19 protein-coding genes are annotated in these 23,048 nt (G+C 66.3%); 2 read left to right on the forward strand and 17 right to left on the reverse strand.

Annotated features, from left to right (window positions below; translation table 11 throughout):
- Positions 1 to 90 precede the first annotated feature (90 nt).
- Together LL962_RS06875 and LL962_RS06880 are read left to right on the forward strand one after the other, a co-directional pair.
- Entirely contained in the window at positions 91 to 792 is a 702-nt protein-coding gene (locus LL962_RS06875; RefSeq protein ID WP_228316396.1) for a DUF998 domain-containing protein, read from the forward strand.
- A gap of 11 nt (positions 793 to 803) precedes the next feature.
- Entirely contained in the window at positions 804 to 1,151 is a 348-nt protein-coding gene (locus LL962_RS06880; protein ID WP_104588090.1) for a RidA family protein, read from the forward strand.
- Between the two features lie 153 nt (positions 1,152 to 1,304).
- Here LL962_RS06880 and LL962_RS06885 read toward each other — a convergent pair whose 3' ends face one another.
- The 17 genes from LL962_RS06885 to LL962_RS06965 form a co-directional block, all read right to left on the reverse strand.
- Positions 1,305 to 2,375 carry an SAM-dependent methyltransferase gene (locus LL962_RS06885; RefSeq protein WP_228316397.1) on the reverse strand — a complete coding sequence of 357 codons (1,071 nt, stop codon included), beginning with the start codon at positions 2,373 to 2,375 and terminating at the stop codon, positions 1,305 to 1,307.
- Positions 2,376 to 2,392: 17 nt separating this feature from the next.
- Positions 2,393 to 3,175, reverse strand: a complete 783-nt coding sequence (locus LL962_RS06890; RefSeq protein WP_228316398.1) for a DUF1295 domain-containing protein — start codon at positions 3,173 to 3,175, stop codon at positions 2,393 to 2,395.
- Positions 3,172 to 3,717: a DUF2878 domain-containing protein gene (locus tag LL962_RS06895; RefSeq protein WP_228316399.1), complete on the reverse strand. Its 546-nt coding sequence runs from the start codon at positions 3,715 to 3,717 to the stop codon at positions 3,172 to 3,174. The genes LL962_RS06890 and LL962_RS06895 overlap by 4 nt, the downstream gene beginning before the upstream one ends.
- Positions 3,714 to 5,006: an SAM-dependent methyltransferase gene (locus tag LL962_RS06900; protein ID WP_228316400.1), complete on the reverse strand. Its 1,293-nt coding sequence runs from the start codon at positions 5,004 to 5,006 to the stop codon at positions 3,714 to 3,716. The genes LL962_RS06895 and LL962_RS06900 overlap by 4 nt, the downstream gene beginning before the upstream one ends.
- The gene (locus LL962_RS06905) at positions 5,003 to 5,878 is read right to left on the reverse strand and encodes a DUF1365 domain-containing protein (protein ID WP_228316465.1); all 876 of its coding nucleotides are present in this window, start codon (positions 5,876 to 5,878) and stop codon (positions 5,003 to 5,005) included. The genes LL962_RS06900 and LL962_RS06905 overlap by 4 nt, the downstream gene beginning before the upstream one ends.
- Complete coding sequence (locus tag LL962_RS06910; protein ID WP_228316401.1) at positions 5,878 to 7,128, reverse strand: NAD(P)/FAD-dependent oxidoreductase; 1,251 nt, start codon at positions 7,126 to 7,128, stop codon at positions 5,878 to 5,880. The genes LL962_RS06905 and LL962_RS06910 overlap by 1 nt, the downstream gene beginning before the upstream one ends.
- The gene (locus LL962_RS06915; protein WP_228316402.1) at positions 7,125 to 8,129 is read right to left on the reverse strand and encodes an acyl-CoA desaturase; all 1,005 of its coding nucleotides are present in this window, start codon (positions 8,127 to 8,129) and stop codon (positions 7,125 to 7,127) included. Before LL962_RS06915 ends, LL962_RS06910 begins: the two co-directional genes overlap by 4 nt.
- 321 nt (positions 8,130 to 8,450) lie before the next feature.
- Positions 8,451 to 9,281, reverse strand: a complete 831-nt coding sequence (locus LL962_RS06920) for an anti-sigma factor (RefSeq protein ID WP_228316403.1) — start codon at positions 9,279 to 9,281, stop codon at positions 8,451 to 8,453.
- Positions 9,278 to 9,841, reverse strand: coding sequence for a sigma-70 family RNA polymerase sigma factor (locus tag LL962_RS06925; RefSeq protein ID WP_104588082.1), 564 nt, complete (start codon positions 9,839 to 9,841; stop codon positions 9,278 to 9,280). Before LL962_RS06925 ends, LL962_RS06920 begins: the two co-directional genes overlap by 4 nt.
- A 58-nt stretch (positions 9,842 to 9,899) precedes the next feature.
- A complete protein-coding gene (locus LL962_RS06930; RefSeq protein WP_104588081.1) occupies positions 9,900 to 10,265 on the reverse strand; it encodes a DUF4345 family protein in 366 nt (121 codons plus the stop codon).
- A gap of 85 nt (positions 10,266 to 10,350) precedes the next feature.
- Entirely contained in the window at positions 10,351 to 11,139 is a 789-nt protein-coding gene (locus LL962_RS06935) for a hypothetical protein (protein WP_228316404.1), read from the reverse strand.
- 159 nt (positions 11,140 to 11,298) lie between these two features.
- Entirely contained in the window at positions 11,299 to 11,718 is a 420-nt protein-coding gene (gene rnfB / locus LL962_RS06940; protein ID WP_228316405.1) for an Rnf electron transport complex subunit RnfB, read from the reverse strand.
- A 7-nt stretch (positions 11,719 to 11,725) separates the two neighbouring features.
- Positions 11,726 to 12,316 carry an HAD family hydrolase gene (locus LL962_RS06945; protein WP_228316406.1) on the reverse strand — a complete coding sequence of 197 codons (591 nt, stop codon included), beginning with the start codon at positions 12,314 to 12,316 and terminating at the stop codon, positions 11,726 to 11,728.
- 322 nt (positions 12,317 to 12,638) lie between these two features.
- Positions 12,639 to 14,696, reverse strand: coding sequence for a methionine--tRNA ligase (gene metG, locus LL962_RS06950; RefSeq protein WP_104588078.1), 2,058 nt, complete (start codon positions 14,694 to 14,696; stop codon positions 12,639 to 12,641).
- Positions 14,697 to 14,825: 129 nt separating this feature from the next.
- Positions 14,826 to 17,930: a TonB-dependent receptor domain-containing protein gene (locus LL962_RS06955; protein WP_228316407.1), complete on the reverse strand. Its 3,105-nt coding sequence runs from the start codon at positions 17,928 to 17,930 to the stop codon at positions 14,826 to 14,828.
- Positions 17,931 to 18,531: 601 nt separating this feature from the next.
- Positions 18,532 to 18,981: a DUF2147 domain-containing protein gene (locus LL962_RS06960; RefSeq protein ID WP_104588076.1), complete on the reverse strand. Its 450-nt coding sequence runs from the start codon at positions 18,979 to 18,981 to the stop codon at positions 18,532 to 18,534.
- 458 nt (positions 18,982 to 19,439) lie between these two features.
- Complete coding sequence (locus LL962_RS06965) at positions 19,440 to 23,036, reverse strand: M1 family aminopeptidase (protein WP_228316408.1); 3,597 nt, start codon at positions 23,034 to 23,036, stop codon at positions 19,440 to 19,442.
- Between the last annotated feature and the right edge of the window lie 12 nt (positions 23,037 to 23,048).

Consider the following 23,048-nt stretch of genomic DNA (forward strand, 5'->3'; position numbering starts at 1 on the left):
TCACGGCCGCGCGCATCATAGGGCAAAGGCGTGTACAGGTGCCGCATCGTTGACGCGTGCGGCACTCACCGTTGGAAGGCAGACAGGTCGATGACACGCAATCCCCATTCGCAGGTGCCGGTCGTACCGTGCATCCAGGTCGCTACGCCACGCTGGAGCCGGCGGGCCGGTGCGATCGCCGCCGCTGCCGGCATGGTCTTCGTCGGGTTGGTGTTGATGCTGCAGTGGTACCGCAGCGATCTGGGCTGGATCCACGCGCAACTGAGCGCGTATCTGCACGGCCCTTATGGCCTGCTGCTGCGCACCGCCTACTGCCTGCTCGCGGTGGCCATGGCGTGGCTGGCGCTGGGCCTGTACGCGGCGCTGGTGCCGGCGGCCCGCAGCCGTGCCGTGCTCGGCCTGTTCTGGAGCTCGGCGCTGGGCCTGTGCGCAGTGGCGATCGGCGACAGCTGGATGCCGGAGCTGGCGCCGAACGCCGCGGCCATGGTGCATGTGCTGGCGGCCGATGCCACCTTCCTGTGCGTGATCGCGGCGATCTTGCTGCAGTCGTGGTACTTCCGATCCGATCGCGCATGGCGACAACACTTCGCAGCAACGTTCGGCTTGGGGTGGGCGGCGTTCGCAGCGCTGCTGTTCCATGTCAGCGTGCCGGCGGCACCGCCGGGCATCAGCCAGAAGACGGCCATCGTGCTGATCGTGATCTGGATGGTGCGGGTAGGGATGCGCCTGGCGCGCCTGGAGGCTGCAGGCCCGACGCATTCGCGCAACAATGGTCCGGTCAATCAACCGTAGGAAATGCCGAAATGCTGCAGCGATTCGATGCCGGCCCGCGTATGTCGGAAATGACCGTCCATGGCGGTGTGTGCTACCTGGCCGGGCAGATTGCCGAAGACACCAGCCAGGACATCACCGGCCAGACCCGGCAGGTCCTGGGCGAGATCGACAAGCTCCTGGCCCTGGCAGCCAGCGACAAGACCAAGATCCTGCGCGCGGAGATCTACCTGGCCGACATCGCCGATTTCGACGGCATGAATGCCGCCTGGGACGAATGGGTGCCGCATGGTTTCACCCCGGCGCGCGCCACGGTCGAAGCCAAGCTGGCGCGGCCGGAATGGAAGGTGGAGATCGTGATCACCGCAGCCGCAGGCTGATCGTCTGCAGCGGAGCAATCCGCAACGCTGCGATGTCCTTCGTCCGTGCCGGCCGGTGGCAGAGGATCGGCCGGCAGGCGGTGGCGAATCTGCCGCATTCCTGCTGCGGGTCGTTGCGTCACGGGCCCAGGTGCCCGCGCCCGCATCGCGCGATCAGCGCTTGACGAAGCGGTAGTGCGCTACCCCCCATTCGCGGCCCTGGTCGTAGCCGAACAGCTCTGCGCAGGCCAGCCAGAACATGCGCCAGCGCTGCCACCAGCGCTGCGCATCGTCGCCATAGGTCTGCTGCAACAGCGGCATGATCTGGGCGCGGTGGCGGTCCTGGTTGTCCAGCCAGGCATTGGCGGTCTTTTCGTAGTGCTGGCCCGACAGCAGCCAGCGCTGCTCGATGACCACGTCCTGCTGGAAGTGCAGCAAGGTGTCGGCGGCCGGCATCAGCCCACCGGTAAAGAAGTGCCGACCCATCCAGTTGTCTTCGCCGGCCACTTCGAAGGGGTAGGCCAGATCGCGATGGCAGAAGATGTGCACGAACACCTTGCCGCCCGGCGCCAGCCAGTTGCCCACCCGCGCGAGCAGCTCGCGGTAGTTGCGCATGTGCTCGAACATCTCCACCGAGACCACGCGGTCGAAGCTGGCCGCCGGCAGCGTCAGCGCGTTGACGTCGGCGGTGATCACCTGCACGTTGGTCAGCCCACGCAAACGGCATTGCTCCAGGATGTGCGCCCGCTGTGGGCGTGAGTTGGACACCGCGGTGATGCTGGCAGTGGGGTAGCGCTCGGCCATCCACAAGGTCAGCGAACCCCAGCCGCAGCCCAGCTCCAGGATGCGCTGGCCATCGGCAAGCTCGGCGCGCTGCCCGTACAGCGCCAGCATGCGTTCTTCGGCGGCGTCCAGGTCCGGCGTGCCCGCGTCCCAGTAGCAGCTGCTGTACTTCAACCGCTTGCCCAGGCAGAGGGTGAAGAACTGCGGCGGCAATTCGTAGTGCTGGCGGTTGGCGGCATCGGTTTCGATCGCGATCGCGCTGGCACGCAGGCTGTCGATGAAGGCGCGCTGTCGCGCGCCGTTGGCATCGGCGTCGTGACCACGCTCATCGCGCAGGCGCTGGACGCACAGGCGGCGGATGCCGTAACGAAGCACGGCATCGGGCAGCGCGCCGGATTCGGCCAGGCGGGTGGCGAAGGCTTCTTCGGGCAGCGAGGAGGGCGGGGCGGTGACGGTGGACATGCGACTCTCCAGGCAGCTCAGGACGAAGGGGGAAGCGGGAAGAACGCGCTGGTGGTGCGTTGGTACTGCGCGTAGTCCTCCCCGCGCGAGCGCAGGGCCTGCTGCTCGGTATAGGGAATGCCGGTGAAGCGATACAGGAACACGAACATCACGACCGGCCCGAGCGCGCACAGCGCCACCGGCCACGGCCCGGCGCCGACGGCCAACGCCAGATAGGCGAACCAGTGCACGAACTCGAAGAAATAATTGGGATGACGCGAATATCGCCACAGACCCTTGCGACAGGTCTTGCCGCGATTGGCCGGGTCGGCCTTGTGCGCAGACAGTTGCCGGTCTGCCAGCGCCTCGCCACCGACGGCGACCAGCCACACCACGATCGCCAGGCTGGTCCACGGGCTCCATTCCGGATTGGGATTGCTGGCAGCTGCCAGGAACGGCACCGCGAACAGCACCACCACCACCGCCTGGGCCAGGAAAAAGCCGAGAAACTTGCTCTGGCTACCATTCCAATGCTCGCGCAGTGCGCGATAGCGGCCGTCCTCGTGCGGGTCGCCGAACACGCGCACGCCCAGATGCCAGGCCAGGCGCGCACCCCACACGCCGCCCAGCACCGCGACCAGCACCCGCGGCAACACCGCGCCATCGGACACCCACGCGCAATACGGCGCAGCCACTGCCAGGCAAGCCGCCCACAGCACATCGACCGGGCCGGCGTTGCCGCTACGGCGTTGCCACAGCCAGCCGATCACCATCACCACGCTTGCGAACACGCCCACATGCAGCAGCGGCCAGGCAGTCATTGCAGTTCTCCGGTGATGTGTTCGGGCAATGGTGGTCCCAGACGGCGTGCATACAGCGACAACACGCCGCAGGCCGCTCCCCAGCCGATGCCCACAGCGAGCACGGCGTGCAGAGAGGGCGATTGAAATTCCACTGCGCGCCAACCGCGTTGCGCCAGCCAGTAGGAAAGCGGCCCGAAGATGGCGCCGAGCAGCACCGCCAGCCATGGCCGCTGCATCACCGCGGCCAGCGAATGATTGAGGGTGAGCGCAAAGCCCAGCCACAACGCGAGGATCCAGGGCGGCGCCAGCAGGCTGCCCGGCCACGGCGCTGCATAACGCACCCAGTTGCCTGCGGCGAGCGTGGTGTCCAGCAGCAATCCCAGCGACAAACCCGCGACCATCAGCTGCACATCGCCCGGCGCGCGCCGCGACGGCCAGAGCTGGTACAGCGCGAACGCCGCCAGCACCGACAGCGTGGGCCAGATGCGTGCATGCACAGCGCTGCTGACGGCGACCAGCCACAGCACCTGCAGGCCGAGATAGTTGCCCAGCTGCTTCATGCGTTGGCAAGGCCGGGCACGAACTGCGGCGGGCGTGCGCCCGGCTTGCTCAGCCACAGATGCACGTCGCCGATCGAGCGCTCCAGAAAGCCCGCCTCGCAATAGGCCAGGTAGAACTCCCACATGCGGATGAAGCGCTCGTCGTAGCCCAGTGCGCGTACCTGCGGCAGCTGCGCCATGAAGCGCTGCCGCCATGCGCGCAGGGTCAAGGCATAGCTCGGGCCGATGTCTTCCAGGTGGAACAGGCGCAGATCGCTGGCATTGGCGATCGCGCCGGTCATCGCGGCCACCGAGGGGATGAAGCTGCCGGGAAAGATATGCCGCTTGATGAAGTCCACCGAGTGCAGCGCCTGCGTATAGCGGTGGTCTTCGATGGTGATGGCCTGGATCAGCGCTTCGCCATCGTCGGTGAGCAGGCTGCCGACCTTGGCGAAGTAGGTATCCAGATACTGGTGGCCGATCGCTTCGATCATCTCGATCGACACCACGCGGTCGAAGCGACCCTGCAGATCGCGGTAGTCGCACAGCAACAATGTGACCCGATCGCTCAGCCCGGCAGCGGCGATGCGCTGCGAGGCCAGCTCGAACTGCTCGCGCGAGATGGTGGTGGTGGTGACGCGGCAGCCGTGTTCGCGGGCGGCATGCAGGGCGAAGCCACCCCAGCCGGTGCCGATCTCCAGCACGTGGTGCTGCGGGCCCAGGCGCAGTTTCTGGCAGATGCGTTCGAGCTTGCGCGTGGCCGCGCGCTCCAGCGCCGCTTCGCCCTGCGCTTCTTCGCCATCGACGAAGATCGCCGAGGAATACATCAGGTTCTCGTCCAGGAACAGTTCGAACAGCGGGTTGCCCAGATCGTAATGCGCGGCGATGTTGCGCCGGCTGCCGCTGCGGGTGTTGCGGGCCAGCGCATGCAGGCCGCGCATGGCCCAGCCGCCGAGGCGCGCGGTGCCGGTTTCCATCGCGTCCAGGCGGTCGCGGTTGCGCAGCAGCACGCGCATCAGCCCGACCAGATCGTCGCACTGCCATTGCCCGTCCATGTACGACTCGCCGGCCCCCACGCTGCCGTTGAGCGCGGCCTGGCGATAGAAGCCCGGGTCGGTCACGCGCAGCTGCACCTGCAGCGCCTGCGCGCCGGCGGCCGTGCCCAGCGTGGTGATGCCGTCGGCGTCGTGCAGCAGCAGTTGCCCATCGCGCAGCTCGCCGAGCGTGGCCAGCAGGCGTTTGCGCAACAGTCGATCCATCCAGGACGCCGTGCGTGAGGGAGCGGTGTCGGGCAGGGACGTGGCATTCATCGGCGATCTCGCACAGGCGGGTGGGGATGGTCGTGGACCGGGTTGCCGCGCAGCCACAGGCGCAACGCCTGCCAGTGGATGGCGATCACGACCTGCACGGTCATCAGGGGGTAGGCGAGCAAGGTCCGCGCCAGCGTGCGTGCGCACAGCGGCTGGCGTTGCAGCACCAGGGTGGCATCGAAGCGGCGTGCGCCGCCGGTCTCGACAGCGGCATCGTGCGGCGCATCCAGCACGTCCATATGTACGCGCAGTTGCGCGGCCGGCACGCTGAAGCGCCAATCGTACTGCTGCTGCATGCCCATGAACGGCGACACGTGGAAGCGCTTGTCGAAGCGCCATGCATGCACGTCGCGGTGGCTGCGCGCCTGCGCCACCGGCAGCACGTAGGCATGGCGTTGCTGCCACGGCGTGTTGGTGATTTCCGCCACGATCCAGCGCAATCCGTCATGGCGGTCGAAGCAGTAATAGAAGCTCACCGGGTTGAACACATGGCCGAAGTAGCGCAGATGCGTCAACAGGCGGATCGCGCCATCGGGGCGCTCGCCGGTGTGCGCCTGCACGCAATCGCGCACGGCCTGATCCAGTGGAATGGTCGGGTCGCCCAGGTAATCGCTGCGGCGGAACTGCGCCAGGTTGGCGCGCCCCACCGACCACAGCCAGCGGCCTGCGAACACCCGATCCAGCTCGGACAGGTCCAGGTACAGCAGGAACAGCCGGTAACGGAACTGCAGCGGCTTGGGCGCGAATCGCCGGTGCCGCACCCAGCCGGTGTAGAGCGCACTGCGCAATCCGTAGGCCGCGCTGCCGGCGCCGCTGTCCTCGCCGGGGGGCAGCGGCACGGCATCGGTGCTGGCTTCGCGCAGCAACTGCATCACCAGTCCACTCCCAATGCATGCGCCACGTCCACGCCGCTGCGCAGCCCGTCTTCGTGGAAGCCAAAGCCCCAGGCCGCGCCGGCGAACCAGGTGTGCTGCCTGCCCTGGATCTCGGCCTTGCGGCCCTGCGCACTGAGCGCAGCGGCATTCTGCACCGGGTGCCGGTAGCGCATGCGCCGCAGCACCTTGGCCGGGTCGATGTCGTGATCGCGATTGAGGCTGACGATGAACGGCTGCGGCGAAGCGATCGACTGCAATGCGTTCATCCAGTAACTCACCGTGCACGGCGCCTGCGGGTCGGCCGGCACATGCGCATTCCAGGCTGCCCATGCGCGCCGATCGCGCGGCAGCACGCGCGCGTCGGTATGCAATACGGTGTCGTTGTCCTGGTAGGTGATGCCACCCAGGATCTGTCGTTCGGCCTCGGTCGCATCGCCGAGCAATGCCAGCGCATCGTCGGCGTGGCAGGCCAGCACCACCTCGTCGAACTGCTCCTGCCCGCACAGCGAGTTGACCACCACGCCATCGGGGGTTCGGTGGATGTCATGCACCGGCGTGGACAGGCGCTCGAACACCTGCCAGCGCCGCTGCAGCGCACGCACGTAGCTGTTGGAGCCGCCGCGTACCACCTGCCACTGCGGCCGTCCGCTGAGTTGCAGCATGTGATGGTTGGCCATGAAGCCGATCAGCTGGCCCATCGGAAACTGGAGAATGGTCTGCGAGGGCGAGGACCACAGTGCCGAGGCCATCGGCACCAGATGCTGGTCGCGGAATGCGTCCGAATAGCCATGCCGCTGCAGGTACGCGCCCAGGGTGCTGAAACGCTCGTCGCTGTGCAGCACCGCCGGTGCCTGCCGATAGAAGCGGCGCAAATCGGCCAGCATGCCCCAGAAGCGTGGACTGAGCAGGTTGCGGCGTTGGCAGAACAACCCGTTCAAGCTGCCTGCGTTGTATTCGAGCCCGCTGCGCGCGTCGTGCACGGAAAAGCTCATCGTGGTCGGCTGCGCGGCCACGTCGAGTTCGGCGAACATGCGCGTGAGCAGCGGATAGTGCTGCGGATTGAACACGATGAAGCCGCTGTCCACTGCGTAGTGCTGGCCGTCGAGCTGGATCTGGTGCGTGTGCGTGTGGCCGCCGAGGTAATCGGCGGCCTCGAACACGGTGACCTCGTAGCGGCGCGATAGCAGCCACGCGGCACCGAGGCCGGCAATGCCGGCACCGACCACTGCAATTCTGCGTTTGCTCATCGTGCCACCCGCCGGCCACGTTTGATCAGCGACGCCGGCATCGGCTTGAGGTCCCACACCAGCCCCACCCACGACATCGCGGTAAGCCCGTACCAGGTCAGGTCGTACTCCCACCAACGCAGGCCCTGGCGCGCCGAGCCGGGAAAGAAGTGGTGATTGTTGTGCCAGCCTTCGCCAAAGGTGAGCAGCGCCAGCAGCCAGTTGTTGCGGCTGTCGTCGCGGGTATCGAAGCGCCGGCTGCCGAAACGGTGCGCCAGCGAATTGATGGTGAAGGTGGCATGGAACAGCGCGACGGTGGAGATCGCAAATCCCCACACCAGCAATTGCGCGCCACTGGTCTTCAGGGCGGGTGCCGCATCGGCCAGCCAGTCGCCCAGCAGATACAGGCCAACGGCCAGCAGCATCGGCATCACGATGTCGAACCGGTCCAGGAAGCGCAGTTCGGCGAAGCGGCGCAGATCGGGGATGACCTCCCAGTCGGTGCGGAAGTTGCGCGGGGTGAGGAACCAGCCGGTATGGCTCCACCAGAAGCCGTGCCGGGCCGGCGAATGCGGATCGCGGCCGGTATCGGTGTGCCGGTGATGATTACGATGGTGCGCGGCCCACCACAGCGGCCCACGCTGCACGCAGGTGGCGCCGATGGCGGCGAACACGAACTGCAGCACGCGCGAGGTCTTGAACGCACGGTGCGAGAAGTACCGGTGGTAGAAACCGGTGAGTGCGAACATGCGTAGCGCGTACAGTGCCAGCGCCATCCCCACTGCAAACCACGACGCGCCGACCCAGAACACCGCCAGGCAGGCCAGGTGCAGCGCGACATAGGGCAGGGCGCGCAGCCAGTCGATACGGTCGGCGCTTGCCTCGTCCAAGGGAATGTCGGCCTGCGTATCCACCCAGCGACGCAGGCTGCCGATCCGCGAATGGATCCGGCTGCGGCGATCCGCTGGTGAGGACTGGGGCGGTGGCGCGGCAACGCGAGGGTCGAGTCCAGTACTCGGCACGCAGCAATCTCCAGGGGGCATCATGTCGGTCTACGGAAACCGCCGGCCGATGGATGCACCAGCCTGCTTGATCGTCACATGCGTGTAGACAGCGCGCCCGTTATGCGGACCGCGCGTGCAGCTGCCTACACGGATGTGCGCGCAGTATCGCTGGCAAGCATGAGGTTGCTTGTGAAAATGCGGCCTGCCTGGAAATGGCGGGCCGTGCCGCCAGCGTTGGTGCCTGTCGGCAACGTGGCGCCGGTGGCAGTTGCGGTTGCAGCCAGCATCGCCCGCTGCCGCCGACGCGCGGCCCGCCGCCAGTGCGCGGGCCGCGCCGGATCAGGGCGCCATTGCCAGTGTGCTGATGCCGCCCTTGGCCACCACAGTGCCGGTGGCCACGCCGCCTGGCGCACCACCGGGTGGCTCCAGCGTCACCGCCAGGATCGCCTCGTTGCTCAGCATCGGCATCAACCGATCGGGGATCTGCGCACGATGCGCACGTTGATCGTCGAAGATGCCCATCGAATGCGCCTTGCCGTCGGGCGTGATCAGCCACAGCTCGGGCACCTTGTCGGCGGTGGCGGTGCGGTCCAGCGGCGTCACCGTGATGGTGTGCTGGTCGGCATCCATCAGCGCCACGTAGCCGGGACGCCCGTCTTCGGTGGCCAGCGTCGATGTCATCGCAATGCCGGTAGCCGGTGGCGTGGTCGGCGCAGGCGGGGTGGCCGGCGTCTGCACGACCGGCGTCTGGCGCGGTTGCTCGGGAGTGGGCGCGGTGCGCAGATTCAGCAGCGCCAGCACGCAGACCGCCGCAGTGGCCAGGCCCGCAGCGGTGGTCCAGCGCCACAGGCGCACGTTGTTCCACAGCGGCCTGGCCGGCGTGCCGGTGACCGCAGGCGTTGCCACCGGCACTGCACGCAGCGGCGTATCGAAGCCCAAGGTCTGGCGCACGCGCACCCAGATCTGATCCGGTGGTGTCACTGCGGCGATGTCTTCCAGCAGCGGAGCCAGATGCTCCTGCCATTGCAATACCGCCTGTGCAAATGCGGCATCGGTGGCGATCCGCTGCTCGATCGCCAGGCGCTCGTCGGCGCTCAGCAGCCCCAGCACGTACTCGCCCGCCAACACGTCGCGCGGTGGTTCCTGGTCGATGGGAAAGGGCGTACTCATCGTTCCAGACATGCCTTGAGTTTGGCCAGGCCACGGCGGATCCAGCTCTTGACCGTGCCGATGGGTGTGTCGGTGCGCGCGGCCAGTTCTTCGTAGGTGATGCCTTCGAAGAACGCAGTGCGGATCAACTCGCTACGCGGTGGTTCCAGTTCGGCCAGGCAGTGGTCGATGCGCCGGCGGGTGCTGGCGCGCTCGGTGCGCTCCAGCGGCGAGACATCGCCATCGCGCAGCTCGCCAGCATCGTCCAACGCTACGTTGCGGCGCTGCGGTGCGTTGGCGCGCAGATGGTCGATGGCCTTGTTGCGCGCGATCATCGCCAGCCAGGTCAGTCCGCGCGCACGGCTGGGGTCGAACTGGCCGGCCTTGTGCCAGATCAGCGTGAACACGTCCTGCAGCACTTCCTCGGCCTCGGCGCGCTGCGGAATCAGACGCAGACACACCCCGAACAGCTTGGGCGAGGTCTGCCGATACAGCGCTTCGAAGGCATGCCGGTCGCCGCCCGCAGTTGCGGTCAGCAGGCGTCCGGTTTCATCGTCGTCGTGGCCGGGAATGGCACTCATGCGGTCGGGCGGTGGGAGAGGTGAGCGCGATGCTACCGGACTGGGCCGACGCTGTCCTTCACTTGCGCCACCACAGCAGCGCGGCGGCGAGCAACAACACGATCTCCACCCCTGCCAGCGCCACCGTGGGTGTGGAAACCGGCCACAACTTCGCCAGCGACACGCTGCGGAACAGCACGATGGGCACATAGAACGCCAGTGCGACCAGCAGGCCGGTACGCGGTTGATCGACCCAGGCGAAGTAGCCGAACAGGAACGCCATGCCCAACTGCAGGCCGCCATAGATGACCAGGTATTCGGATTGGCCGGCCGGCGAGAGCTGTGTATAGCCCACCGCGTTCGCGGTCTTGACCGGGGAGAGCGTGCACCATACCGCCAGGGCGAGATAGAGCACTGCGTTGATCCAGAGGTAGGTCTTTGCCATGCGGGTAGTCCTGTGCGCGGGATGGATGCCCGGGCCGTTGTACGCAACGGCGCGTGGCCGGGCGTGAAGATGGCGCATGCCGACATCACGCAGCAGCGCAACTGCGGGTCAACGGTTGCTCACGCGCCTGCTGCAGCTCGGCGTCGGTGCCGGCACGCGGCGCCGTATCCGGAAACACGATGCGCACGCGCGGGTAGCGCCCCTGCGCATCGCGCAGATTGCCCACGCCACGGAATTCCAGCAGGCGCTTGCCGGCGATGGAGTAACGCACTTCCAGCGACGGCACGGCTGCGCCATACCAGGTGTCCAGCGCGATGCGGAAGCGCCGCTGGCCTGCAACATCGTCGATGCGTTCCACGCGAAAGGCCAGTTGCCGCTGCAGGCTGGGCAGCACGAAGTCCACCCGTCGTGGCGCGGTGGCCAAGGCATCCCAGTGCGCGCGCAGGTAGGCATCGAAGCCGGCATCGATGACACGTTCGTCTTCGCCCGCCGGCAGTGGGGTGCGGCGTTCGGGCTTGCCGGGCGGTTGCTGGAACATCTCGCGCACCTCACCGCGCCGCCGCACGCCTTCGCGGTAGCCGTCGCGTGCATCGCTTAAACTGAAGTCGGGCGCGCTGCCGCCACCATCGACCTGCTTGCGCGCGAATGCCTGTCCGTTGGGACAGCGGTATAGCACCAGCCGTCCACCGTCGTCGAGCAGCCAGTGCGATTCGCGATAGCGCAGGGCGCCGCTGTCGGCGTCGAAGGCATCGGCGTCGATGCGTGTCACCGCCGCCGCGCCTGACGGCAGGCTGCCGAGCACCACCAGCAACAACGGCGGAATCGGTCGGCAGCGGACGGCAATCGCGTTCAGGGCGGCGGCAAGCAGGCGCATCGGCGGGTCCTCGACGGGAGTGCCTATGCATACGGACGCTACCGTCGCATGGATGCGCCACCAGGCGTCGGGACGTTCCCGACGGCGCTGAGGTGTCACCGGATGCCGGAGATCACTGTCGCTGGAATGATCGGCGATGCGTCCGGCCCAGCGCCGACGTCAGCCGAGCCGATGCAGCTCGATGCAATCGACCGGGCAGGCCGGCAGGCACAGCTCGCAGCCGGTACACAGTGGCGCGATCACCGTGTGCATGTGCTTGGCGCCGCCGACGATGGCATCCACCGGACAGGCTTGGATGCATTTGGTGCAGCCGATGCAGTCGGCCTCCACGATCCAGGCCACCTGCGGTGGGAGATGCGTGCCGCGACTGCGGTCGTAGGGGCGTGCGGGCACGCCGAGCACATGCGCCAGTGCGCGGGCGCCGGCATCGCCGCCGGGCGGGCAGTGGTCGACGTCGGCCAAGCCGTCCGCCATCGCCTGTGCGTAGGGGCGGCAGCCGTCATAACCGCACTGGCCGCACTGGGTCTGCGGCAGCAGGCGATCGAGGCGTTCGACCAGATCGGGCGTGGGCACGTGCATTGCGGTCTCAATGCACCAGATGGCCGCGATACCAGCGCTGCTGCGCCAGCGCCAGCATCGGCCTGTCTTCGCGGCTGTCGCCATAGGCGTGCACGCAGGCGTACTGCGCCAGGTCGTAATGCGCGCGGACATGCGCGGCTTTGCGCGGCCCGCAATCGCCATCGGCATAGCGGCCGGTCAGCATGCCGCCGATGTGGTCGAGCCGGTTGCAGATCAGCGACAGCCCATGCTGCAGGCACCAGGGCTGCAGATACAGGTCCAGCGAGGCCGACACCAATAAGACTTCGTGTCCCTGCGCCTGGTGCCAGTCGATGCGTTGCATCATCTCTGCACGCAGCACGCCCGGCAGGGTGGTGCGCGCGTAATCAATGCCATGCGCTGCCATCTCGTCCAGCGAGCGACCGGTGAACACGATGCGCGTCACCCGCGCGCGCAGCGCCGCAGCCGAGACCATGCCCAACCGATAGCCCAGCACCCACGGACCCACCTGCCACCTTGCCGCCGCCAGCTGCGCCGGCGTCGCCACCTTGCGCAGGAAGCGCGCATAGGTGTCGCAGGTGGTGATGGTGTGGTCGAAGTCGAACAGGGCCAGGTGCATGAGGGGCGGGGATTGGGGATTGGGGATTGGCTGGAGGCGCAGTGTCTTCCCTTCTCCCTGCGGGAGAAGATGCCCCGCAGGGGCGGATGAGGGTACGGGCGGAGCCACGTGCAGTTCGTAAAGACATCCGGGCTTCGCTCCGTACCCTCACCCCAACCCCTTTCCCAATGGGAGAGGGGCTCTGAAATCTTTCCTTCTCCCTGCGGGAGAAGGTGCCCCGCAGGGGCGGATGAGGGGGGCGCGCCAGGCACTCGAGTCAGGTCTCCCTCAACAATGCGTTCTGGCTTTTACGAATCCCGAATCCCGACTCCCCAATCCCGCTTCACCGCACAGGCATGCCCGGCTGCGCACCGGCATCGGCATCCAGCAGTGCCAGCGCACCGCCGTCGAAGCCGGCCGACAGGATCATGCCTTCGCTGATGCCGAAGCGCATCTTGCGCGGGGCCAGGTTGGCGATGAACACCACGCTGCGGCCCACTAATGTCTCCGGTTCGCCGTAGCTGCCACGGATGCCCGAGAAGATCTGTCGCTTGCCCAGCTCGCCGGCATCGAGCTCGAAGCGCAGCAGCTTGTCCGAGCCTTCCACGAATTCGCACACCAGCACCTTGCCGATGCGCAGGTCGAGCTTGGCGAAATCGTCGATGGCGATGTAGTCGGGACCCGGGACCGGGGACCCGGTTCCCGGGACAGCGGGAGCGGGAGCGGGTTTGGCGGCGTCGGGTGCGGGGGCGAGGGTGTCCTTGGAAGCGTCGGTCATGGCGTCGATCAGTTTGGGGTCGATACGGGTGAACAGGGCGGTGTAGGGCTGGATGGTGTGCGCGGTCAGTGGACGGCTCACGTCTTCCCAACTGGTCACCGGTGCCGACAGGAAGGCTTCGGCCTCGGCGCAGGTGCGCGGCAGGATCGGCTTGAGCGCGGCCACCAGGATGCGGAACAGGTTCAGGCCCTGCGTGCATACCGACTGCAGCAGCGCATCGGCGCCGTCCTGCTTGGCGATCACCCACGGCTTGGTGTCGTCGATGTACTTGTTGGCTTCGTCGGCCAGGGCCATGGTCTGGCGGATCGCGCTGGCCGCGTCGTTGCGTTCGTAGGCCTCGCGGATCGGCGCCAGTGCGGCGACGAAGCGGTCGTACTGCGCCGGGTCGGGCAGTGCCTCGGCGAGCCTGCCGTCGAAGCGCTTGCCGATGAAGCCGGCGCAGCGGCTGGCCAGGTTGACGAACTTGCCGACCAGGTCCGCATTCACCCGCGCGACGAAATCGCCCAGGTTCAGATCCAGATCGTCCACGCCGCCGGAGGACTTGGCCGCGAAGTAGTAACGCAGTGCTTCCGGCTCCAGGCCCACGTCCAGGAAGGTCCGCGCCATCACGAAGGTGCCGCGCGACTTGGACATCTTGGCGCCGTCCACGGTCAGATAACCGTTGACGTGCAGGCGTGTCGGCGCGCGGTGGCCGGTGCCGTGCAGCACCGCGGGCCAGAACAGGCCGTGGAAATTGACGATGTCCTTGCCGATGAAGTGATGCAGCTCGGTCTGGGTGCCGGCGACCAGATGCGCTTGGAAGTCTTCGCCCATCTGCGCGCACAGGGTCTTGAAGCTGCACAGGTAGCCGATCGGCGCATCCAGCCACACGTAGAAGTACTTGCCCGGCTGGCCGGGGATCTGGAAACCGAAATACGGCGCATCGCGCGAGATGTCCCAGGCGCGCAGGCCGCCCTCGGCGTCCAGCCATTCCTTGAGCTTGGCCTTGACGCCCGGCAGTGCCACATCGCCGGCCAGCCAGTCGCGCAGGAAACCATCGAAATGGCCCACTTCGAAGAAGAAATGCTCCGAGTCGCGCAGCTCCGGCGTGGCACCGGAAATCACCGACCGGGGGTCCTTCAGTTCGGTGGGCGCATAGGTCGCACCGCAGACTTCGCAGTTGTCGCCGTACTGGTCGGCGCTGCCGCAGTTGGGGCAGATGCCCTTGATGTAGCGATCGGGCAGGAACATGCCCTTGGCCGGGTCGTAGAACTGCGCCACCGAGCGCCGGCTGATGTGTCCAGCGGCCTCGAGCCTGGCGTAGAAGGCCTCGGTGAGCTCGCGATTGACCGGCGAATTGGTCGAATCGTAATGATCGAAGGTCACCCCGAAGGCGGCGAAATCGCGCTCGTGACTGGCCTGGATGCTGGCGATGAAGGCTTCCGGAGTGACCCCGGCCTTTTCGGCGGCCAGCATGATCGGTGTGCCGTGGGTGTCGTCGGCGCAGACGAACCAGGTCTTGTCGCCGCGCAGGCGGCGCGCGCGCACCCAGATGTCGGCCTGGATATAGCCGACCAGGTGGCCCAGATGCAGTGGGCCGTTGGCATAGGGCAGGGCGGTGGTGACGAGTGCGGTGCGGGTCATGGCGGGCGTGATGCGGGGGACGGCCGATTATCGCATGCCCGTGCACGCTGCCATGCGCGCAGCGTCTGAATCGTCGTTGCCATCGAGCACGGCGACCGGAGCCAGACGGATCCGGTCGCCGGCCGAGGGCTAGAAACGGTAGTTCAAGGTCAGCATGTAGCGGCGGCCCAGCCCGTCGAACAGGGACGGAAATGCGACCAGCTTGTCGGTCACGTTCAGCGCAGCCAGATTGATGCTGGCGTGCGCATCGAACGCATAGCCGATGTTGGCGTCGTAGCTGGTGTAGCTGGGGATGCTCAGGAAGTCGCGGGTCTCGACGGTATTCAACAGGTCGTACACCGCGCCGCTGACGTAGTTGGCACTCAGGCCGAGGTCCCAGTGATTGCTCCTGTATCGCGCATTCCACTGGAACTGCCGTTTGGATGCACCGAGCTCGCCCACCGATTCGTCCGGCGGCACGCCCGGGGCGGCCGCGCTTTCCAGCGTCTTGGGGAAGTAGCCGTAGAAGCCCAGGTCCAGCACGCCGCTGCCCCATTGCATGGCCGCCAGATCGAATCGATACGTTACCTCGGCGGTCCAGCCGCGGAAGTTGGTGTACGGGCCATTGGTATAGCTGGTGCGGATCCCGTTGGCGACACCGGTCTGCGGATTGCGCGAGATCAGGCTGCAGAAGCTGTTGGCATTGGGTACATCGTTGGCGTTGAACGTGTCGCTGTCGAAGCAGCCGGAGGCGATGTCGTCTGCGCTCAGGGTCGTCACGGAGTTGGTGATCTGGATGTCGTACCAGTCTGCGGCAACGCGCAGGCCCTTGATCCACTCCGGTTGCAGCACGATGCCCGCCGTCCACGATTCGGCCTGCTCGTTCTGCAGGCGCGCGTTGCCGCTGACCGAGCCGAGCTGGCTGCTGGGCGCCTCTTCGAAGGAGGCCGGGTCGACGTTGCCGTAAGCGGCGAAGAATGCCTGGCAATTGCGCGCACGCACGGCCGGGCGCGGTCCACTGCCGATCTGTGCGGCGCTGCAGGGCTCGGGAATGAAGTAGAACGCCGGCTGCTGGCTGGTGTAGAGCTCGGCGATGGAGGGCGCGCGGAACGAGCGGGTCTTGTTGCCGCGCAGTTGCATGCCGGCGATGGGCTCGTACTGCAGGCCGTAGGTATACGCGCTGAACCAGCCGTTGACAGTGTTTTCCACCCGACGCAGCTTGCCGGTCAGATCCAGGCGGTGCAGCCCTGGAATATCTGCATCGGTCTTGACCAGCGGCGCGAGGATTTCGCCAAAGTATTCGTTGGTGGTGAACTGGCCGGATGCAGGGGCGATGGGAACCGAGCGCCCGCGGCCCAGGCGTTCGAACTCGCTCGGCGTGAAGCTGCCTTCCTCCCTGCGCCGCTCGTAGCCGGCGTTGAAGCGCAGTTCGCCGCCGGGCAGATCCATCAGCGCACCGGTGATGTTGGCGTTGAAGACCGTCTGCTTCATCTGCGCCTGGGCATGGGTGGGCGTGGTGACATAGCTGCGTGCAGCCGGGGAGGCCACCCCTTCGCCGAACAGATTCAACGGGACACAGGCCGGATCGGCCGTGGTGCCGGCAGCGGTGCTGTCGCAAACGATCTGCCCGGCGCTGTTGCGGGTGACGTTGAGCGCGTTGATGAAGTTCTGCTGGATCAGGCCAAAGTTGTAATAGTCGAAATTGCCTTCGCCGTGGTTGACGCTCGCTTCCCAGGTGAAATTGCGCCCGGCTGCATCGAAGGCGCCTTGCAGGCCGAACACCGCGCGCCACAGGTTGGTATCGGTGCCGGAGTTGTTCATGGCCAGATCGCGCGAGGACCGCGAGAGCAGAAAGTCTTCCGTGCCCAGGCTGCGCAATACCTGCCGATTCTGCTCGGACAGGAACGGGTTGTTGATATTGAAGTTCAAGGCGCCACTCTGGTCGCCGCTGCCATCTACCGAGCCGATGCCGAAGCCGGCGGCGTTGTAGACGTTCTGGTCCACCAGTTCGCGCGCAGTAGCGCTGTAGAACGAGGCTTCGAAGAAGCCGGTCAGCTGATCGGTGAAGTCGTAATTGCCGAGCGCGAACACCGACTTGCGGTCCAGGTCGGAAATGATCTGGCTGGTTTCGGTCAGGTCCACGCCATCGCCCCCGGAGGCGTCGCTGGTCCCGAAGTTGGTCCCGGGGTTGTAGCTCACCAGATTGCCGTTGCGATCGAATTGGACGAACTGATCCTCGTTGCCGCCGAAGCCACGCAACTGCCCGCTGGCATCGCGTGTGGTGTCGCCATCGGCGGGAAACAGCAGGCCGCCCCAGGTCATGTCGGCGATGCGACGGTTACGGATCAGCACGCGGCCAGGAATGCCGTCGTTGGGCCCGGTGTTGAAGCCGACTTGCGGATTGACCCGTCCATCGTTGGCCGGGGTCCGGCCTGGTTGGAAGGCGGCGATCGCGCGCGCCGACGGATTGGGACGGACCGAATAGCTCTGGCGCAGGAATCGACGTGCCGTGCCGAGTACGCCCTGGCTGTTGTCGGCGTCCAGGGCGATGGTCACGTTGCCGCGACCATCGCCGAAATTGCTGCCGAGCAATGCGGAGTAATTGAACCGTTCGTTGTCGCCGCGGTCGGTCAGGCCATAGCCCATGCGCACCTCGGCTCCCTCGAAATTCTTTACCAGGATGATGTTGCTGACCCCGGAGATCGCGTCCGATCCGTAGGTCGGGGCGCCGCCGACGCCGATGGTTTCGACCTGATCGATCAGGATCGTGGGGATGACATTGAGATCGACCTGGGTGCCGCCGCCTGCCGGGCCGAACACCGTCGGCGGGTTGGAGGTGACGAAGCGACGGCCATCGACCAGGGTCAGCTGACGATTGGAGCCCAGTCCGAAGCGGCCCAGGAAGTTGACGCCCGCGCCGAAGCCCGCCTGGTCGCCGCGGGAAGATGCGCCGGCATCGAAACCCGGTTGCTGGAAAAGCGCATCGGCAACATTGGTGAAACCGAAGCCCTGGATGTATTCGCGGCCGACCACGTTGGCAGGTTCGAGCGTATCGAAGCCGGCGCGCGCGATCCGCGAGCCCGTCACCTTGACCGAATCCAATTGTTTTGCATTCGCTGCGGATGTGGCTGGGGCAGAGGCGGCGACGTCCTGGGGCGCGTTGGTCTGCGACTGCGCTGCGGCATTGGAGGCGGTCAGCACCGCCATCAGGGCAAGACTCAGGGAACTGGCACGGGGCCGGGTGCGAAACGACATGGGTGGTGTCTCCGGGATGGCGCGGCGCTGGATGACAAGGCGATGACTGGTAGATGAACCGAACACTGCAGTTCACCATCCGTTAACTTCTCTCACCGTTGGGTTCGCTTTGCAACGGACTTCGATCGCCTGATTCGCGCAGGGCGACAACAGTTCACATGGGCGCAGCATTCTGCGAATGCCGAATGCCGAATGCCGAATGCCGAATGCCGGGCACGCTGCGATAAGCCCGCAGCCGTCCGGCCATGGCATCGCGGTGGCGCAGCGTGTCTTGCCGATCGAATCGGCCAGCAAACCGCATGATGGCGTTGCCACCCTGATCGGGGCGGTGGCCTGGCTGGCAGACCTGGCCGGAGTGACAGTGACCCGATGGCGTATCACCGATGGGGCGCGGGTTCGCAGGTCGAGCCGTCGACGGCTGCCAACACGGGGAGTGCGGTACGGTCGACCCGCTCGACAATGCTGGCGCGACCATGGACCGCGGAACGCCGCAGCGATCGGTCACGCTGGAGAATGCATGGGCCAAGAGCGCTCCCATGCCGGGAGCGCTCGGCGGACGGCGGCGCCTTGCGCACCACCGCCGTGTTGCGTGGCGTCGGCGTTACTCGCGCACCCAGGTCTGCGTGCGGCCGAGTGCTTCGATGCCGACATAGCCGCGCATCTGCAGTTTCTTACCGCCTTCGGTCAAGGTGATCTTGGCTTTGTAGGTCTTGCCCTTGGCAGGATCCAGTACCGAGCCGCCGCCCCACACGGCGGTGCCGTCGGGCTTGAGGCCCCACAGGATGGTCATGCCCTTGATCGGCTTGTTCTTGCGCTCGCCATCGCATTTGTCGCACAGCGGGTTCGGGCCCTTGGCCGATTGCAGGATTTCCACCACCTTGCCGCTGAGGGTGCCGTTGGCAGCCTGTTCGATCTGCACCACCGACTTGGGCTTGCCGGTCTCGTCATCGATGGTCTTCCAGCGGCCTACCGGCGAATCGGAGGCTTGGGCCAGCAGCGAGGCGGCGGCCAGCGGCAGGGCCACGATCAGGGTCTTGAAGGTCTTGCGCATGTTTCCCCTCCCAGGGATTGCTAGGGCCGCCGTCGGCGGCCTGCCCGCGAATGTATACCGCGGGGTATGGTGGCGGAAAGATGTCGCGCGGGAGGCGTTCATGCGGCACGCGTGCGCAAGCCGGCACACCGCCGTGCCACGGCGGCGCCGGGCGGCATGAGCAGCCGCAGCGCGCGGCAAGCGGCGAGCCGGCACTGCCGGGCAGAGCCTGGCTTGCCACGCCGTCGGGCGACACCACGCTGAGCGGCAAGTCGAGGCGCGGCGCCGGGCAGGCCATCGGCGCCCGTCATCACCCCGCTGCCGCAAGCCTGCGCTGCGTGAGGGCCGTCTCGACACCCGGCCCCCTGCTCCCGCCGGTCGGCGATGGGTATCGATGCCGTCCGCGTTGCCCGGCACACCGCTGCCGCGAACGCGGTGTCCCGATTGCCGCTGGCTTCAGCCCGTAGGCTCGACGCCGTTCATTTCGCTACCAGGCTCACCCGTTTGCGATTGTCGTCGGGCACCCGGTCGATCAGCTTGTTGTCTGGGTCGAAGCCGACTTCGAACGGCAGGCGATCGACGGTGAAGGTAAAGCTGGGGGCGCTGCTGGTGACATGCTGGCGTTGCAGCGCCAGCGTCGGAGGATCGGCATGTTCGCCGTCGGGCAGGCCGTAGACCGCCACCTCGATCCAGTCGTCCATCGCCACCGGCTTTTCCTTGCCACGCCCATCGGCCTGCAACTTGGTGGCCTGCGCCTGCACGGTCACATCGAAGCGTCCATCCGGGCGCTTGCGGGCCTGCGCGCTCAGCACCCGGTTGTCGTAGAAGATGATCCGTTCGAACAGATCGGTGATCATTGCCTGCTGATCCGGGCGTGCCTCGGCACGAATGGCCTCAAGCAGCTCGGCGGAGGTGGTGTATGGCGGCTGCTGGAACGCCTTGGCCTGCAGAAAGCGCTGCAAGGCGCGATTGAGCGCTGCTTCGCCGATCTCCTCGCGCAGGCGATAGAACACCAGCGAGCCCTTGCGATAGTGGATGTACTGCTGATTCTCGACCCGGTACAACGGCAGTTCGTCGATGGTTTCGCCACCGCGTCCTTCCAGATAGCGGTCCAGTTCGTACTTGAGGAAGCGGCGCATATGCGCGCGCCCGTACTCGCGCTCCATCACCATCAGCGCCGAGTACTGCGCCAGCGACTCGGACAGCATCGTGGCGCCTTGCACATTTGCACCGATGACCTGATGCGCCCACCACTGGTGCGCCACTTCATGCGCGGTGACGTAGAACACGTAGTCGATCGCGTCCTTGTCGCGCAGGTCGGCGATGAAACCGATCGATTCGGAGTAGGGGATGGTGTTGGCGAACGACTGTGCGAACCGCGAATAGCCGGGGAACTCGATGATGCGTACCTGGTGGTGCTGGTATGGGGTGAAATTGGCCTCGTAATAGGCCAGTGACTTCTGCACGCCCTCGATCATGCGTTGTACGTTGTACGGGTGCTTGGGGTCGTAATAGATTTCGATCGGAATCTTCTTGTAGTAGGCCTTGCGCACCTGCCAGCGTGCCGACAGGTAGGCATAGAAGTTGAGCATCGGGCGATCCATCACGTAGCGGAAGCAGCGCCTGCCCTGTTGGCGGTACTCCTTCTGCAGATAGCCAGGGGCCAGTGCGATCTGGTCTGGCGCGGTGCAGACGGTGCTGGCGAAGTCAAGCCAGTCGGCGTCGTTGCTGATGTAGGTGTTGGCGCGTGCGGCCTGGTCTTCCAGTTTGGGCATGCGCGTGGGCTCGCCCAGCCCGCGCTTGCGGCGGTCGTTGCGGTCGGTGAGCTCGGTTTGGGTGTTGTAGCCGAACCAGGGCAACATCTGGCTATTGAAGAAGCTGCCGTTGGCAACCAGTTCGGTCTGCGCCTGCGAGGCCGTCAGGCCGTGCGGATGCAGATCGACGCGGAAGCGAAACACGTGTTGCTCGCCCGGCTGCAGCGGACGTTGCAAACGGTAGATGCGGTAGCCGGCCGGGACGTCATGGGTGAGCAGGGTCTGCCCGCCAAGATCCACGTGCACCAGGCTGCGGTCGCCATCGCGACCCTGCATGCCGATATGGATCTGCCCGATGGGCACGGCATGGGTATTGCGCACGGTCCAGGTGGCGTCGATGACCGCCGACTGCGTTTCCGGATGCAGGTCGACACGGTTGTCCACGGCGATGATGCGCGGCTGCGGCAGGTCCTTGTACTTGCGGTAGTCGCGCTCGTAGCGTGCCTGCAGATCCAGCTGCTGTTCCGGCGACAGGAAGGTGTTGTAGATGTTGGTGTTCCAGTACAGCCAGCCACCGATCGCGGCGAAGGCCAGCATGCTGGCTGCCAACGCCGCCCCGGTCGGGCCGCGCAGTCGCTGCAGCGCCAGGCGCGTGCGTTGACGCAGGCGGTGGCCGACCCCGCGCGGCCAGAACGCCGAGGACAGCAGTAACAGGGCCAGCAGGAATACGCCCCAGTAGCCCTGGAACCACAATTGCCCGGGCAGGAAGTGGCCGAAGCCGTTCATGTCCGAATACGGCGCGTTGGGCCAGCCACCGAAGGTGTAGAGGTTCTGGGTGTAATCCAGCATCGACAGCACCGACTGTGCGATCAGTACCAGCACCAGCAAGGCGTAGCCGACGAACTTGTTGTTGCTCAGCACCTGCAGCACCAATGCCATGCCGCCCATCAGCACGTACAGCACCGACCCCAGCGCCAGCGTCTTGAGGTAGAGCAGCGGCTCGATGCTGGTGTAGCCGCGGCCGAGCTGCAACATGATCGCGGTCAGCCCACCAGCGAGCTGGAAGCTGACGATCACGACCAGCAATGCAACGAACTTGCCGAGCAGCGGCACCCAGTTGGGGATCGGCATGGCATCGGTGATGCCGTCGATACGATTGCTGCGCTCCTTCCATACCAGCTCGCCGGCATAGAACAGCACCACGATGATCAGCAGGAAGCTGTAGCTGTTCTGCAAGGCTTCCAGCATGACCGAGGTCACCGGCAGTATCGCAGTGCCGAACATGCGCTGGTTGAACAATGCGGTGGGAATGAAATTTGCCAGGCCCAGGGCCAGCAATACCAGGAATGGCGCACTGCGTATCACGCCCAGCGTATCGAAGCGGACCTGCTGCAGCAGTTGCTTCCATGCCGTGCCTGCGTCGAAGCGCGGCGTCACTGTCAGGCGATGCACCGCAGCAGCGCGGGTGTTCGCTGGCGCGGCAACTGGCGTCTGCGGTGCTGCGCCACGGCGCCGGCGCGTACCGCTGCGCTCGGTGCGGAACAGAGCGAACACGGCGGCGAACAACAGCGCGCTCATGCCCAGCCACAGGGCCCGGTTGGCAAGCAGATAGCCCTCCAACGGCGGCAGTCCCTGATTGCGTTGTTCCACCGACCAGTAACGCAGCGTCTGCGACAGGGCGCGGATACCCAGCGGATCGGCCAGGGTGGCGACCCACACATTGTCCAGATCGGCCAGCAGCGCGCGGCTCACGCCGTAGAGCACGAAGAACACGATCACGCCGATGTAGACCCACAGGATGCTGCGTGTGGTCACCGCCAGCACCGCCAGCAAGGCGGTGGTGAACAGCAGGTTGGGCAGCACCAGCACCAGCAACGACCAGAGATAGGGCAGCACGGCCACCGGCCCGAGACGGGCCTGATCGATCCAGGGCATGAATTGCGCAACGAACATGCCCGCCGCGATCACCACATACATGATCATGCCGGCGATCAGCGCCGCCCCCAGGCGGCCGATCAAATAATCGCGGCGCCGCACCGGGGTGGAAAACACCAGTTCGGCGGTACCGAGGTCGAAATCGCGCAGCAGCGCATTGCTGACGAACAAGGTCGTCACCAGCAGACCGAGCAAGGTGAACAGGCCCAGCAGGGTGGCGATCACGGTGGGCGCGTTGCGCAGCACATTGCCGATGCCGCCACCGATCTGCACCGCATCGCTGGCCAGCGCAGCGAAGGCAAGCAGCGCATACAGCACGGCAAGCAACCACAGGAAGGGCGAGCGCAGTTGTTCGCGCAGCTCGAAGCGCAGAAACGCCATGATCATCGCCGCGCTCCG

It is taken from the genome of Xanthomonas sp. NCPPB 1067 (genome assembly GCF_020783795.1).
In the GTDB taxonomy this organism is placed as follows: domain Bacteria; phylum Pseudomonadota; class Gammaproteobacteria; order Xanthomonadales; family Xanthomonadaceae; genus Xanthomonas; species Xanthomonas melonis.

What these genes read in the sequence shown, in the direction of transcription:
- LL962_RS06875 (WP_228316396.1), top strand. Translation starts at nt 91, where the DNA reads ATGACACGCAATCCCCATTCGCAGGTGCCGGTCGTACCGTGCATCCAG.
- LL962_RS06880 (WP_104588090.1), top strand. Translation starts at nt 804, where the DNA reads ATGCTGCAGCGATTCGATGCCGGCCCGCGTATGTCGGAAATGACCGTC.
- LL962_RS06885 (WP_228316397.1), bottom strand. Translation starts at nt 2,375, where the DNA reads ATGTCCACCGTCACCGCCCCGCCCTCCTCGCTGCCCGAAGAAGCCTTC.
- LL962_RS06890 (WP_228316398.1), bottom strand. Translation starts at nt 3,175, where the DNA reads ATGACTGCCTGGCCGCTGCTGCATGTGGGCGTGTTCGCAAGCGTGGTG.
- LL962_RS06895 (WP_228316399.1), bottom strand. Translation starts at nt 3,717, where the DNA reads ATGAAGCAGCTGGGCAACTATCTCGGCCTGCAGGTGCTGTGGCTGGTC.
- LL962_RS06900 (WP_228316400.1), bottom strand. Translation starts at nt 5,006, where the DNA reads ATGAATGCCACGTCCCTGCCCGACACCGCTCCCTCACGCACGGCGTCC.
- LL962_RS06905 (WP_228316465.1), bottom strand. Translation starts at nt 5,878, where the DNA reads ATGCAGTTGCTGCGCGAAGCCAGCACCGATGCCGTGCCGCTGCCCCCC.
- LL962_RS06910 (WP_228316401.1), bottom strand. Translation starts at nt 7,128, where the DNA reads ATGAGCAAACGCAGAATTGCAGTGGTCGGTGCCGGCATTGCCGGCCTC.
- LL962_RS06920 (WP_228316403.1), bottom strand. Translation starts at nt 9,281, where the DNA reads ATGAGTACGCCCTTTCCCATCGACCAGGAACCACCGCGCGACGTGTTG.
- LL962_RS06925 (WP_104588082.1), bottom strand. Translation starts at nt 9,841, where the DNA reads ATGAGTGCCATTCCCGGCCACGACGACGATGAAACCGGACGCCTGCTG.
- LL962_RS06930 (WP_104588081.1), bottom strand. Translation starts at nt 10,265, where the DNA reads ATGGCAAAGACCTACCTCTGGATCAACGCAGTGCTCTATCTCGCCCTG.
- LL962_RS06935 (WP_228316404.1), bottom strand. Translation starts at nt 11,139, where the DNA reads ATGCGCCTGCTTGCCGCCGCCCTGAACGCGATTGCCGTCCGCTGCCGA.
- rnfB (WP_228316405.1), bottom strand. Translation starts at nt 11,718, where the DNA reads ATGCACGTGCCCACGCCCGATCTGGTCGAACGCCTCGATCGCCTGCTG.
- LL962_RS06945 (WP_228316406.1), bottom strand. Translation starts at nt 12,316, where the DNA reads ATGCACCTGGCCCTGTTCGACTTCGACCACACCATCACCACCTGCGAC.
- metG (WP_104588078.1), bottom strand. Translation starts at nt 14,696, where the DNA reads ATGACCCGCACCGCACTCGTCACCACCGCCCTGCCCTATGCCAACGGC.
- LL962_RS06955 (WP_228316407.1), bottom strand. Translation starts at nt 17,930, where the DNA reads ATGTCGTTTCGCACCCGGCCCCGTGCCAGTTCCCTGAGTCTTGCCCTG.
- LL962_RS06960 (WP_104588076.1), bottom strand. Translation starts at nt 18,981, where the DNA reads ATGCGCAAGACCTTCAAGACCCTGATCGTGGCCCTGCCGCTGGCCGCC.
- LL962_RS06965 (WP_228316408.1), bottom strand. Translation starts at nt 23,036, where the DNA reads ATGATCATGGCGTTTCTGCGCTTCGAGCTGCGCGAACAACTGCGCTCG.